Source organism: Kineococcus rubinsiae, assembly GCF_011839805.1.
GTDB classification, from domain to species: Bacteria; Actinomycetota; Actinomycetes; order Actinomycetales; family Kineococcaceae; genus Kineococcus; species Kineococcus rubinsiae.
Genome location: NZ_VWPY01000081.1, coordinates 1 through 13167 on the forward strand (window position 1 = coordinate 1; position 13167 = coordinate 13167).

General features: G+C 75.9%; 11 protein-coding genes. 3 read left to right on the forward strand and 8 right to left on the reverse strand.

Annotation, left to right across the window (positions count from 1 at the left end; all coding sequences use genetic code 11):
* The coding region (locus tag F1544_RS23675; RefSeq protein ID WP_208972398.1) for a PfkB family carbohydrate kinase at nucleotides 1–1739 on the reverse strand (1739 nt) is incomplete at its 3' end.
* Between the two features lie 73 nt (nucleotides 1740–1812).
* The gene (locus tag F1544_RS25955; RefSeq protein WP_208972399.1) at nucleotides 1813–2955 is read right to left on the reverse strand and encodes a glycosyltransferase family 9 protein; all 1143 of its coding nucleotides are present in this window, start codon (nucleotides 2953–2955) and stop codon (nucleotides 1813–1815) included.
* A 264-nt stretch (nucleotides 2956–3219) separates the two neighbouring features.
* Here F1544_RS25955 and F1544_RS21895 point away from each other — a divergent pair, with 264 nt between their 5' ends.
* Nucleotides 3220–4599 carry a D-arabinono-1,4-lactone oxidase gene (locus F1544_RS21895; RefSeq protein ID WP_167588316.1) on the forward strand — a complete coding sequence of 460 codons (1380 nt, stop codon included), beginning with the start codon at nucleotides 3220–3222 and terminating at the stop codon, nucleotides 4597–4599.
* A 194-nt stretch (nucleotides 4600–4793) separates the two neighbouring features.
* Complete coding sequence (locus tag F1544_RS21900; protein WP_167588317.1) at nucleotides 4794–5642, forward strand: glycosyltransferase family 8 protein; 849 nt, start codon at nucleotides 4794–4796, stop codon at nucleotides 5640–5642.
* A 25-nt stretch (nucleotides 5643–5667) separates the two neighbouring features.
* Here the strand turns inward: F1544_RS21900 and F1544_RS21905 are convergent, their stop codons facing one another.
* The 4 genes from F1544_RS21905 to F1544_RS21920 all read right to left on the reverse strand — a co-directional run bounded on the left by F1544_RS21905 (nucleotide 5668) and on the right by F1544_RS21920 (nucleotide 10231).
* On the reverse strand, nucleotides 5668–6699 hold the full coding sequence (locus F1544_RS21905) for an ABC-2 transporter permease (protein ID WP_167588318.1): 1032 nt from the start codon (nucleotides 6697–6699) through the stop codon (nucleotides 5668–5670).
* A 70-nt stretch (nucleotides 6700–6769) separates the two neighbouring features.
* On the reverse strand, nucleotides 6770–7630 hold the full coding sequence (locus F1544_RS21910) for a transglutaminase family protein (protein WP_208972400.1): 861 nt from the start codon (nucleotides 7628–7630) through the stop codon (nucleotides 6770–6772).
* On the reverse strand, nucleotides 7609–8553 hold the full coding sequence (locus F1544_RS21915; protein ID WP_167588319.1) for an alpha-E domain-containing protein: 945 nt from the start codon (nucleotides 8551–8553) through the stop codon (nucleotides 7609–7611). Before F1544_RS21915 ends, F1544_RS21910 begins: the two co-directional genes overlap by 22 nt.
* Nucleotides 8554–8647: 94 nt before the next feature.
* Complete coding sequence (locus F1544_RS21920) at nucleotides 8648–10231, reverse strand: circularly permuted type 2 ATP-grasp protein (protein ID WP_167588320.1); 1584 nt, start codon at nucleotides 10229–10231, stop codon at nucleotides 8648–8650.
* Nucleotides 10232–10474: 243 nt separating this feature from the next.
* On the opposite strand from F1544_RS21920, the gene rpsT reads away from it, so the two are divergent.
* The gene (gene rpsT / locus F1544_RS25650) at nucleotides 10475–10735 is read left to right on the forward strand and encodes a 30S ribosomal protein S20 (protein WP_167588321.1); all 261 of its coding nucleotides are present in this window, start codon (nucleotides 10475–10477) and stop codon (nucleotides 10733–10735) included.
* Between the two features lie 307 nt (nucleotides 10736–11042).
* Here rpsT and holA read toward each other — a convergent pair whose 3' ends face one another.
* Together holA and F1544_RS21935 are read right to left on the reverse strand one after the other, a co-directional pair.
* Nucleotides 11043–12092 carry a DNA polymerase III subunit delta gene (gene holA / locus F1544_RS21930; RefSeq protein ID WP_308470261.1) on the reverse strand — a complete coding sequence of 350 codons (1050 nt, stop codon included), beginning with the start codon at nucleotides 12090–12092 and terminating at the stop codon, nucleotides 11043–11045.
* A gap of 56 nt (nucleotides 12093–12148) precedes the next feature.
* On the reverse strand, nucleotides 12149–13167 hold a 1019-nt coding region (locus F1544_RS21935; RefSeq protein ID WP_167588322.1), incomplete at its 5' end, for a ComEC/Rec2 family competence protein.

Here is a 13167-nt window from a genome sequence, read left to right on the forward strand (position 1 = left end):
GCCCGCCACCCGGCGGCCCCGCCCGCGGCCACCCACGCGGAGGCGTCGCCGACCGCGGAGACCACGGCCTCCGACGGCAGCCGCCCGGACGCCAGCGCCAGCGCCGCGGAGGCCGCGAAGCGGTCCCCGGCCCCGCACGGGTCACCGGCGGCGACGGCGGGCGCCGGGACGAACATGCCCTCGGTGCCGGGGGCGGCGAGCCACGCGCCCTGCGCCCCGGTTGTCACGACGACGCCCTGGGCGCCCCAGCCGGTGGCCAGGTGCTCGGCCAGCCCGTCGGGCGTGCCGGGGGCGCCCTCGCCGGCCGCGGTGGTGGCCTCGGCCAGGTTCGGGGTCACGAGGGCGCACCCCGGGACGGGGGCTCCCCCGCGCGGGTGCGGGTCCCAGAGCACCGGGACCCGGCGCGCGGCCTCGGTCAGGGCGGCGCGGACGGCCGGGTCGTGCGTCGTGCCGGCGCCGTAGTCGCTGACCAGGACGACGTCCGCGTCGGCGAGCACCGCCCGCAGCGCGGCGGCGTCGACGGCGACGGGCGTGCCCGGCCCGCCCTCGTCGAGGCGGACGAGGGACTGCCCCGCCACGCGGATGCGGGTCTTGGTCCGGGTCGCGCCCCGGTGGCCGAGCCCGACGACCGTCACGGGGTGCGGTGCCTGCTGCAGGCCGGCCCGCAGCCGCTCGCCCGGGGCGTCGTCGGCCAGCGGGGTGACCAGCGTGGTCACGGCGCCGGCGCCGCCCGCGCCCCCGGCCGCCACCAGCAGCGCGGTCAGACCGGCGCCACCGGGACTCTCCTGGACGTCGGTGAGGTCCACGACGGGCACGGGGGCGTCGGGTGCGAGGCGCTCGCTGCGCCCGAGCAGGTCGCGGTCCAGCACGCTGTCACCGACGACGACCACGCGGCGGGCGCCCGGGGTGCGGGGCGCGCGCGGGGTGGTCGTGCGCACGGCGTCGCCCGGCGCGGTCGCCGCGGGGGTCGTCGCCTCGGGGGCTGCGTTCTCAGGGGCGGTATCGGGGACTGCGGCCTCGGAGACCGCCGCCCCCTGCGCGCCGGCCGCGGGTGCGACGGCGGTCTCCGGCTCCTCCCGCAGGTGCGCGTCGATGGCGGTGCACAGCGCGTGGACCGCGACGAGGTGGCCCTCCTGGACGGCGGAGGTCGAGGAGCCGGCGGTGCCGACGAGGACGGTCTCGTCGGCGGCCGCGGACAGCGGGCTGGGGTTCGGGCCCGTGAGCGCGAGGACCCGCAGGCCCACGTGCCGGCCGCGCTCGGCGGCCCGCAGCACGTTGGCGCTGCGTCCGGAGGTGGACAGCAGCAGCAGGACGTCGCCGGGACGGCCGTGGGCCTCGACCTGGCGGGCGAAGACCTCGTCGGCCCCGTAGTCGTTGCCGATGGCCGTGGTGCTGGAGGTCTCGGCGTGCAGGGCGATGGCCGACAGCGGCCGGCGCTCGCCCTCGAAGCGGCCGACGAGCTCGGCCGTGAGGTGCTGCGCCTCGGCGGCGCTGCCGCCGTTGCCGCCCACGAGGACGCGGCCACCGCGTCGGAAGAGGTCGGCCAGGAGCTCCCCCCAGCCGTCCAGGAGCCGCTGCTGCGCGAGCAGGCTGCCCACGGCCGCGGCGACCTCCGGCTCGTGCCGGGAGAGCCACCGCGCCGCGGGGCCCTGGGCGTCCGGAGCAGTCGCGTCCGGAGCGGGCGCGCCGGGAGCGGGCGCGTCGGGAGCGGGGACCTCTGCTGCGGGGCCGTTCGTCACTGCTGCGCCTCCTGGCGTCGTCCGGGGGTCGTGCTCGCGGGTCCGAGTGTGCGCCCGCTCCACGAGGTTCGGCTCACAGCGCCTGGGCCGAGCCGGCGGGGCCTGCGGCCTCGGTGGACATCGGCTGCGCGGGCGGCGGCACCGGCACCCGGCCGGCGGCGAGCGCCTCGACGGCGTCGAGGACCTGCTGCGGGGCGACGTCCAGGCACGGGTGCCCGGGGACGGGGCAGACCTGGGCGCGCGTCAGGCGGCAGGGCGCGGACAGGTCGGCCAGCACGACGACGGGCACCCCGAAGGGCACCCACCGCTCCAGGGGCATGACCGCGGAGAACCAGCTGGCGACGGGGGTGCCGACGGCGGCCGCGAGGTGCGCCGGGCCCGTGTTGCCGACCACGACGACCGCGGCCGCCTCGAGCAGCGTCGCGAGCTGGGCGAAGGACGTGCGCCCCGAGGCGTCGACCACGCCGGGCACGCCCGCGCTGACGCGGGCGGCGAGGTCGACCTCGCCCGGCCCGCCCGTGACGACGACGCGCCAGCCGGCCGCCGCGAGGGCCGCCGCGGCCGCCGCCGCGACCTCGGGGGACGGGGCGCGCGCCGGGACCGACGCGCCGGGGTGCACGACGACGAGGCGACCGCCGGTGAGGTCGTCCCCGAGCTCCTCGAGCAGGTCCGCCGGGAGGTCCGGCAGGGGGTGGCGCAAGGCCATCCGGGGGTCGGCCGGTACGGGACGTCCCGAGGCGGCAATGAGGCCGAGGCTGGCGACCACCTCGTGCTCGCCGCCGGTGCCGTCGATCGGGCCGGGGCGGCGGTGGCGCAGGTCGAGCAGGCTGCCGGGGTAGTCGTCGCTGGCCGCGATGACGCGGGGCACACCCGCCAGGCGCGCCACCAGGGCCATCGGCAGCGGGCTCTGGTGGAAGGAGGTGAAGACCACGACCTCGTCGTAGGCCCCGGCGCGCACCGTCTCGACGAGGGCGGTGAGCGCGGCGGCGTCCGGGGCGGGCGGGCGGTAGCCGGACCACGGCACGTCGGCGACGAGCACCTCGTCGACGCCCGGCAGCAGCCGCGCCGCGGCGGCCCCGGCCGGGGCCGCGAGCACGTCGACGCGCGAGGCCGTCTCCCCGTCCGGGCCGCAGCGCAGCGCCGCGATCGCGGGGCCGGTCATGAGGACGTCGCCGTCGGAGTCGAGGCGGACGGCGAGCACGCGCGGGCCGCTCACCGGACTCCCGCCGCGGAGGGGTTCGGGAGCGCGGCGCGGGGCGCGCACGCGGCGTCGGAGATCTGCACCACGCCGTTGTAGCCGAGGCCGACGACAGGGGCCCACCCGAGCCACCCGGTCGCGGTGCGATGTGCGTCACCTTCGCCCCGCACGAGACGCCACCCCTGCGGACTCGGGTTAGGTTCCTTGAGCCCTGAAGTTCCTCCCCTGCTCTCTGAGGTTCATCCCTGCCCAGCGCACCCCCGTGGACGTGAGGAGTTGCCGATGGCCGTCACCGTGACCGCCTACCCCCGTCGCAGCACGAAGCTCGACGACGGCGCCGAGCTCTGGAACTGGGCGGGCAACGCGACCCTCGCCCGCAGCAGCGCGGTGACGTCCCCCGCGACCGAGGACGAGCTGCGCGCCGCCGTCACCACCGGCCCCGGCCGGGTGCGCCTCGCGGGTTCCCGCATGTCCGCGGGCCGGATGCTGAAGCTGGCCGCGGAGGGTGACCGCCTCGTGGACACCAGCCGGTTGCGCGGTCTGCTGGGCACGGGGCCCGACAGCGCCACCTTCGCCGGCGGCACCTCGCTGCAGGAGGTCTACGACGTCCTCACGCCGATGGGCCGCGCACTGCCCTCCTCGCCCGGCGTCATCGCCTCGCAGACGCTGGCCGGCGCGCTGGCCACCGGCACGCACGGCCAGGGGCTGAGCCAGGGTTCCCTCGCCGACGCGGCGCTCTCGATCCGCATGGTCCTGGCCGACGGTTCCGTGCAGGAGTTCGACCGCGCGCACCCCTCCTTCCCCGCGGCGCAGCTCGGCCTCGGCGTCCTCGGCGCGGTGAGCGCCGTGACGCTGCGGACGGTGCCGAGCCTCGTCTACAGCTGCCACAAGGACGCGGTCAGCGCCGACGACCTGGGGACGAAGCTCACGTCGTGGAACCGCGAGAACGCGCTGAGCAAGGCGTGGTGGTTCCCCGACGAGAACCTCGTCCACGTCTGGACGGCGCAGGAGGCGGCTCCCGCGGAGCAGCTCGCCTACCGCGCCGGTGGCAGCGCGCTGCTGGAGCGCGCCGAGACCAGCGACGCCATGAACCGCACGATCGACCGGACGCTCACGAACATGCGGGGCGACACGCAGATCCTCGACGCCGCCGGCAAGCCCTACCGCACGGTGAACCGCTTCAAGGACTTCTCCGACGTGACGGGCGACGTCTACCAGGTGTTCTGCCGCGGCATCGCGACGCCGCAGATCAACGTCGAGATCGCCGTGCCGCTGCACCGGGTCGACGAGGTCGTCGCCGTCCTGAAGGCCTGGCACGCGCGGACGAACCCGCACATGCACTACCCGGTCATCCTGCGCTGCACCGGGCCGTCGTCCGCCTGGCTCAGCCCGGCGTTCGAGCAGGAGACGTGCTGGTTCGGCTTCGTCGTCTACTACGCGGAGGACGGCAGCCTCTCCGAGGGCGGCATGGACTTCCTGCGTGCCGTCGAGGAGGTCCTGGCCGACGAGGGCGGGCGCCCGCACTGGGGCAAGTACTTCGAGGCCCCGCTGTACGACTGGGCGGCCCGCTACCCCCGGTGGGAGGACTTCCGCCGGGTCCGCGAGCAGCTCGACCCGCAGCACCGGTTCGCCAACGCGTTCACCGACGCCCTGTTCGACTGACGTCCTCGTCGACCGAGCGGCTGTTCGGCTGACCGCCTCGTCCGACCGCCCGGTTCGTCCGGACGGCGTCGACGGTGTGCGCACCGCCCGGCCGGCGGTGTTCTACTGACCGCTGCCGCACCGCACGCACGACACCCGCCCGGCCGGGCGGCACCGTTCCACCGATCGTCCCCGAAACCACGAGGAGAGCATCGATGAAGGCGTGGGCAACGCTGCTGACGCAGCCGGACTACCTGGTGGGGGTGCGCGTCCTGCACGCGTCCCTGCGCCGCACCGGCACCCCGCACCCGCTGGTGGTGATGGTGACCCCGGAGGTCGACGCGACGAGCCGGCAGGTGCTGCTCGACGACGGCTGCCTCGTGCGCGAGGTCCCGCCGCTGCGCCCGGACAGCCACCTCGAGGCGAACTACGCCAACGCCCGGTTCGCGGAGGTCTGGACCAAGCTCGCGTCGTGGAGCCTCGTGGAGTTCGAGCGGCTCGTCGTCCTGGACGCCGACATGCTCGTCGTCGCGGCCATGGACGAGCTGTTCTCCCTCGAGCTGCCCGCGGGCGGCGTGGCGGCCTGCCACGCCTGCCGCTGCAACCCGAACCGGATCGCCAGCTACCCCGCGAGCTGGACCCCGGCGAACTGCTTCTACACGCACTGCCGGGGCGTGGACCACACCGAGCAGCCGGACCTCGTCGACAACTACTTCAACGGTGGCTTCCTCGTCGTGGACCCCGACCAGGCGGTGTTCGAGGCGCTGCTGTCGCGGCTCGGGGGCCTCACGGACCTCACCCGCTACCAGTTCGCCGAGCAGGACTTCCTCAACGAGTTCTTCGCGGGCCGGTGGCGGCCGATGCCGTACGTCTACAACGCGCTGAAGACGCTGCCGCACCAGCACCCCCAGCTGTGGGACGCCGCCGAGGTGAAGAACATCCACTACATCATCGACAAGCCGTGGGAGGGCCGGACCGAACCCGGCAGCCGCTACCACGACCTGCACGAGCTGTGGTGGGAGGTCGCCGAGCACGACGTCCTCGCCGTGCCGACCGTGCCGTGACGGCGCCCCGCCTCGACCGCGTGGTCTAGTCGGCCGCGCCGGGGCTCGTCCCGCGCCGGCGGCAGACGAGGACCAGCGCGGCCAGGCACACCACCGCCCAGGCCAGCAGCACGAGCCGCGGGCCCCAGCGCTCGGTGTCCGGGAAGTACGCCGCGGCCCGCAGCGCGGTGACCGTGGCCCCCGACGGCAGCCACTCGTGCAGGAACGCGAACGGCTGCGGCAGCAGGCCCGGCGACACCGCCCCTCCCGAGGAGGTGTTGCCGAGCAGGATGAACACGGTCCACGTCGGCAGCAGCGCCCACCGGCCGATCAGCACGCTCATGGTCGCCGAGAACGCCGACGCCGTGGTCATCTGCAGCGCCAGCGCCCACCACGTCTCGACGAAGGGCAGCGGCAGGCCCAGCAGCCGGTCGCCCGCCACGACGATGAGCAGGCTGCCGAGGACGGCCAGCGCCCCCGTCGCGGTCAGCCACGCCCGCAGCCCCAGCGGCCGCGCGTTGGCGCGCAGCTGGAACGTGCCGATGAACCCGATGATCGTCGCGGCGATCGTCACGTAGAACGCGGACAGCCCCGACGGGTCGCTCGGCGGCAGCGGGTGCAGGTCGGTCGTCGTCAGCCGGGTCCCGGTCTGCTGCTGGGCGCCCGCGGAGGCCTGGCCCAGCACCCGCGTCACCGAGGCCCCCGACGCGCTGGAGGTCTCCAGGGTCACGGCCCCGTCGCCGCCGACCACCACGACCGCGTAGAGCTCCTGCAGCGCCACGGCCCGCTCGGCCTGCGCCGCCGTGGCGTACGGCGTCAGGACGAGGCCGTGGGAGGTGGCCGCGTCGAGCGCCCGCACGTACGGGTGCTGCGCGGCGCCGGGCCCGACCACCCCCACCGCGAGCGCCCGGGCCGTGGGCCGGCCCAGCGCGTCGAGGTAGAAGGACGCGAACACGGCCCCCATCACCGAGGCGATGAGGACCACGACGGCCGCGTTGCGGAACGGCGGGTGCGCCAGGACCCGGCGCACCCGCCCCTGCGGACGGCGGTGGGCGGGGTGCTCGGTCTCGCGGGACACGCGCCGAGGCTAGGGACGCGCGGCCGCCACGGCCCGTCGAGCCGGGACCGCCGCCGGGCCGGCCCGGCCGCTACGCCACGCGGGTGACGGCGACCTGCGCCCGCACGGTCGAGGTCGGCCCCGAGTAGACGCCCCGCAGCGGGCTCACGTCGGAGTAGTCGCGCGCCCGGGCCACGACGACGTGGCGGTTGCCGATGGGGATGTCGTTCGTGGGGTCCCAGCCCGTCCACTCGCCGTCGAAGAAGTCGATCCAGGCGTGGCTCTCGCCCGCGACCTCGACGTTGAGCTGCGGCTCGCGCTTCGGGTGCAGGTAGCCGGAGACGTAGCGGGCGGGGATGCCGAGCTCGCGCAGGCCGGCCAGGGCGAGGTGGGCGAGGTCCTGGCAGACGCCGCTGCGCTGCTCCCACGACTCCGCGGCCGTGGCGTGCACGCCGGTCGCGCCCGGCACGTACTTGACCTCCTCGCGCACCCAGGAGCAGACGCGGTGGGCGGCCTCGCGCGGGTCGGCGCCCGCGGCCAGGTCGTGGACGCGCTCGGTGAAGCCCTCCGGCGGCGGGACGGTCCGCGCCGTCTGCGTCAGGTGCTCGACGTGCAGGTCGAGCACCTCCTCGCTGCGCAGCCACTCCCAGGAGGCGACCTCGTGCTCCGGGCGCGCGGGGCGGTCGACCTCGACGAGGCTGCTGGCCGTCGTCACCATCTCGTGGTGGCGGGCGTGGATGTCGAAGGCCGTGACGTGGGTGCCCCAGTAGTCCCAGTAGCGCGACAGCGACGCGACGGGGCTGACCTCCACGCGGGTGTCCAGCGCCGTCTGCTCGGGCGTCGTCAGGGGCGTCATGCGCGCCTCGTTGAACGAGGCCAGCACGGAGCCGTCGTAGGTGTGCGTCGTCGTGTGCACGATGCGGTGCCGCATCAGGACCTCCCTGCCGTCCACGAGACCGCGGTGGCCGCGGGGAAGAAGCGTTCGGCGACCGCCTGCGAGGCCGCCGAGCAGGCCTCCTGCACGCCGCGCATCTGCGGGTGCAGGTCGCTGAGGAGCTGCTCGGAGCTCTGGAACTCCAGCCGCGTCCGGGCCTGCCCGATGATCCGCCGCGCGTCCTCGGCGTAGCCCACGCGGCGCTGCTGCGGGTCGATCGCCACGAGGCAGCCCTCCGCGACGTTGAGCGCGTTGACCACCGAGCGGGGGAAGAGCCGGTCGAGCAGGAGGAACTCCGCGGCGTGCTGCTCGCCCGCCGCGCCCGTGCTGGAGCCCTGGTAGGCGCGCAGGAACGCCTCGTAGGCCCCGCACGAGCGCAGCAGCAGCGGCCACTGGGTGCCGGTGCCGCCCACGGCCCGCGTGGCCACGAGGCGCGCGGTCATGTCGGCGCGCTCCAGCGAGCGGCCGAGGACGAAGAACTGCCAGCTGTCGTCGCGGCTCATCGTGGCATCGACCAGGCCGGAGACCACCGCGGTGCGCTCGCGGACCCAGGAGAAGAACCGGTGCGGGCTGGCCGAGCGCCAGCGCCCGGACGCCAGGGCGTTCCAGGTCGTGTTCAGGCTCTCCCACATGTCCGAGGAGACCGTCTCGCGCGCCCGGCGGGCGTTCTCGCGGGCCGCGCCCAGGGCGCCCGTGATGGAGCTGGAGCTCACCGGGTCGTAGGCCAGCTTCTCCAGGAGCTCCCGGCGCCCCACCCGGCCGACGCTCGGGTCGACCGTCGTACCCATGACGGCGAGCAGGGACGTCGTGACGGCGTTCTCGTCGATCCACGGGTCCGCCAGCGTGCGCTCGACGTGGACGTCGAGGATGCGGGCGGTCGCGTCGGCGCGCTCGGTGTAGCGGCCGATCCAGAACAACGACTCCGCGATGCGGCTCAGCACGGGATGCGCCTCCTCGGGGTCCGGGTCGTGGGTCGTCGCGGGTGCGGTGCCTGGGTCGCCGGCGGGGACGTCGGCGGGCGCGGGGCCGGTGTCGTCACTGCTGCTGCTGGGCCTGCTCGCCGCCGGTGCCGGGGCCCGGGTCGGCGGCGTGGTTGTTGCCGGGGTCGATCGGGGTGGTCAGCACCTCGGCCGTCTCGGGCGCGGCGAGCTCCTCGACGGCGTCGCCGGTGGCCGCGAGCACCCACGTGTCCTTCGACCCGCCACCCTGGCTGGAGTTCACGACGAGCGAGCCCTCCCGCAGCGCGACGCGCGTGAGACCGCCGGGCAGGACGCGCACGCGCCGGCCGTCGTTGACGGCGAACGGCCGCAGGTCGACGTGTCGGGGGCGCAGGTGCTGCCCGGCGAGCGTCGGGACGGTCGACAGCGCCACCACGGGCTGCGCGATCCACCCGCGCGGGTCGGCGAGCACCCGGGCGCGCAGCTCGGCGATCTGCTCGGGCGTGGCGTCGGGGCAGACGACGAGGCCCTTGCCGCCGGAGCCGTCGACGGGCTTCACGACGAGCTCCTCGAGCCGGTCCATGGCCTCCTCGCGCTCGGCGGGGATCTCGAGCCGGTACGTGGGCACGTTGCCGAGGACCAGCTCCTCGCCCAGGTAGTACCGCGTCAGCGCGGGCACGTAGGTGTAGACGAGCTTGTCGTCGGCGACCCCGTTGCCGACGGCGTTGGCGATGCTCACCCCGCCGGCGCGCGCGGCGTTGAGGATGCCCGCGACGCCCAGGACCGAGCTGCGCTTGAAGTGCACGGGGTCGAGGAAGTCGTCGTCGACGCGGCGGTAGACCACGTCGACGCGGCGGTCGCCCGCGGTGGTGCGCATGTAGACGCGGTTGCCGCGGCAGACGAGGTCGCGGCCCTCGACGAGCTCGACGCCCATGGCGCGCGCCAGCAGGGAGTGCTCGAAGTAGGCGCTGTTGTAGACGCCGGGGGTCAGCACGACCACCGTCGGGTCGTCCACGCCCGAGGGCGCGGCGGCCCGCAGCGCGGAGAGCAGGTGCTGCGGGTAGTCGGCGACCGGCTGCACGCGGTGGGCCTCGAAGGCCTCGGGCAGCACCTGCGTCATGGCCTGGCGGTTCTCCAGGACGTAGCTGACGCCGCTGGGCACCCGCACGTTGTCCTCGAGGACCTTGAAGTCGCCCGCCTCGTCGCGCACCAGGTCGATGCCCGCGACGTGGATGCGGATCCCGCCGCCGGGCTCGACGCCCACGGCCGCGCGGTGGAAGTGGCTGGAGGAGGTGATGACCCGGCGCGGGATGACGCCGTCGCGCACGCACGCCATGGGCCCGTACACGTCGGCCAGGAAGGCCTCCAGGACGCGCACGCGCTGCTGCACCCCGCGCTCGACGCGGCTCCAGCGCTCCGCCTCGATGAGGCGCGGCACGACGTCGAGGGGGAAGGGCCGCTCCTCGCCCGCGTAGTCGAAGGTGACGCCCCGGTCGAGGAAGGTCGCGGCCAGCTGGTCGGCGCGGGCGCGCAGCTCGGTGACCGGGATGTCCAGGAGCGTGGTGTGCAGCGCGGCCCAGTCCTCGCGCGGCAGGCCCGCGCCGTCGAACATCTCGTCGGCAGCGCGGTCAGCGGCCGCACCCACCAGGGAGTCGCGGTAGCCGTCGAAGACGTCGGACATGGGGCGCACGCTAGAGGACTCGACGTGTCCTGCGGGTTTCCTCGAGATCACGGGGGTGTTGCCAGCTCCCGGCCGCCTGCGCGTCCGGCACGGCGCGCGAGCGCTGGTAACCTGGCTGATGCCTTCGCCGTCCGCGCGCGGAGGTCACGGTCCCCGCCGTCACCCGGTACCCCACGCCGGAGTCCCCGGTGGGCCAGACCGCCCTCTGACATCGACCGGCTCGACGACAAGGAAGCTCACGACGTGGCGAACATCAAGTCGCAGATCAAGCGCATCAAGACCAACGAGAAGGCCCGCCTGCGCAACAAGGCCGTGAAGTCGGAGCTGCGCACCGCGATCCGCTCCTTCAAGGACGCCGCGGCGAGCGGCGACGCCGAGAAGACCACCGCGGCGCTGCGCCTCGCGAGCAAGAAGCTCGACAAGGCCGTCAGCAAGGGCGTCATCCACAAGAACCAGGCCGCGAACCGCAAGTCCTCGATCGCCAAGGCTGCCGCCAAGGCCTGAGGTCGGTTCCGCTCACGGAAGGCCGGTCCCCGCACGGGGACCGGCCTTCCGTGCGTCCCGGGGACTTCCGGCCGCTGGGTCGCGCCCTGTCCGGGACCCCGAGGGGCTCGGTCGTGCGTCGCGTCACCGGCCGACCCTCGTGGGTGCGGCCGTGGGTGCAGGCGACGGGCTGCCCCGACGACCGCTCCCCTGCCCCGACGCGCGTCGCCAGGGCGTCGCACGGCGACCAGGGAGCCGAGCCGGCCGGGTCGTCGAGCCGCCGGGTCGTCGAGCCGCCACCGGGACGAGCGGGCGGGCTCCGGCAGGGTCAGCGGCTGCGGGCCTCGGCGGTGACCCGGACGGCCCGCTCGACGGCGTACTCGCCGTCCTCGCCGCCGCCCTTGATCGCGTGGTCGGCGGCGGCGACCGCGAGCAGCGCCCGGGCCAGGCCCTCGGGCTCGACGTGCTGCAGGTCGCGGCGCGCGCGGTCGACGAGCCACGGGGCCATGCCGAGGTCGCGGGCGACGTCGGCGGACTTGCCGCGCCCGGCGGAGGCGACCTTCGCGAGCGTGCGCAGCCGCGAGGCGAGCGCCGCGACGACGAGGACGCCGGGGACGCCGGTCGCGGCCGCGTGCCGGGCCAGGGCGAGGGCCGCGCCGGCGTGGCCGTCGATGGCGGCGTCGGCGACCTCGAAGCCCGTCGCCTCCCGCCGGCCCCCGTGGTAGCGGTTGACGTCCGCTTCGGTGATGGTGCCGTCGGTGTCGGAGAGCAGCTGGTCGACGGCCGCGGCCATCTCCCCCAGGTCGCTGCCGACGGCGTGCACGAGCGCCCGGGCCGCGTCGACGTCGATGCGCCGGCGGACGCGGCGGACGTCGGCGATGACGAAGTCGACCTTGTCCTGGTCGCGCTTGAGCGGCTGGCAGGCCACCTCGACGCTGCCGCGCGTGCCGCGGGCGCCGTCGAGGACCTTCTTCGCCCGGTTGCCGCCGCGGTGGCGCAGCACGAGCACGACCGCGTCGGACGGGTCGGGCAGGTAGGCGAGCACGTCCTCGACGAAGGCGTCGGTGGCCGCGTCGACGCCGTCCACGACGACGAGGGAGCGCTCCATGAACAGCGACGGCGACGTCCACGTCGACAGCTGCCCCGCCTGGTAGCCGGCCGCCGCGACGTCGGTGCGCTCGAAGGCCGGGTCCGCCGCGCGGAGGGTGGCCACGAGCGACTGCAGCGCCCGGTCCGCCAGGTGGTCCTCGGAGCCCGTGAGGAGGACGACCGGTGCGAGGGGCACGTCGTGCGGGTCGACGGCGGTGACCAGCGACTTCACGGCGGTCTTGGCGGGAGCGGCCTTCTTCGCGGCGGGCGGGGTGGTTCGGGCGGGCACGGCGACAGCCTGCCACCTGCGCCCGACAGCGCCCGGCACCTCGCACCGCCCGCGGGTCACCCCGCGCCGTAGCGGTCGCGGCGGGCGGCCTCGCGCGGGTCGGAGCCGCGCACCACGGTCCGCAGCCGCTCCGGCGTCCCCGCCACGGCGACGTCGCCGTCGCGGTCGGTGCGCAGGGTGCGCGCCCCGACCCCGGCCAGGACGCCCAGCGCGGACGCGGACGGGTGGCCGTAGTCGTTGGCCGCGCCGACCTCGACGAGCGCGACCCGCGGGCGGGCCAGCGCGTACAGCGCCGCGTCCTGCCGGGCGGAGCCGTGGTGGGCGACCTTGACGACGTCGACCTGCGGACCGCCCGGCCAGCCCGCGGCCCCGGCGGCGAGCCGCTCCTGCGCCCCCGTCTCGACGTCCCCGGTCAGCAGCACCCGCAGCCCGGCGACCTCCGCGAGCACCACCACGCTGGAGTCGTTGACCTCGGAGGAGTCCGGCGACGTCAGGTACGCCACCCCCGCGGGCGGCCACAGCACCGTCCAGGTCACCGCGCCCGCGCGCCCGGTCGCACCCGCGGCGACCGCGCCGAGGTCGGCGCCGGCGTCCGCCAGCGCCGCGTTCGCCCCGTCGAGCACCGGGCCGGGCGGCTGCAGCGGCGACGTCCACACCGGCCCCACCGACCGCCCGCGCAGCGCCCCGGCCAGCCCGTCGACGTGGTCGGCGTGCAGGTGCGAGAGCAGGACGGCGTCCAGGCGCCGCACGCCGAGCCGGTCCAGGCACCCGTCCACCAGCTCGTCGTCCGGGCCGGCGTCGACCAGCACGGCCGACTCGGGCCCGGAGCGCAGCAGGACCGCGTCGCCCTGGCCGACGTCGCAGCCGACCACGAGCCAGTCGGGCACCGGCCACGGCCCGGCCGGGGCGCCGCCCCTGACCGTGCAGCGCGTCAGCAGCACCGCGAGCAGCACGACGACGACCAGACCGGCGACGGTGCGGCGAGGCCCGAGGCGCCGCCACAGCGCCGGGGCCGCGGCGACCAGCACGACGACCGCGACCGTGAGCCCGGCGAGCAGCGCGGCCCCCCGGGCGC

What these genes read in the sequence shown, in the direction of transcription:
- F1544_RS21920 (WP_167588320.1), bottom strand. Translation starts at nt 10,231, where the DNA reads ATGTCCGACGTCTTCGACGGCTACCGCGACTCCCTGGTGGGTGCGGCC.
- F1544_RS21900 (WP_167588317.1), top strand. Translation starts at nt 4,794, where the DNA reads ATGAAGGCGTGGGCAACGCTGCTGACGCAGCCGGACTACCTGGTGGGG.
- F1544_RS21895 (WP_167588316.1), top strand. Translation starts at nt 3,220, where the DNA reads ATGGCCGTCACCGTGACCGCCTACCCCCGTCGCAGCACGAAGCTCGAC.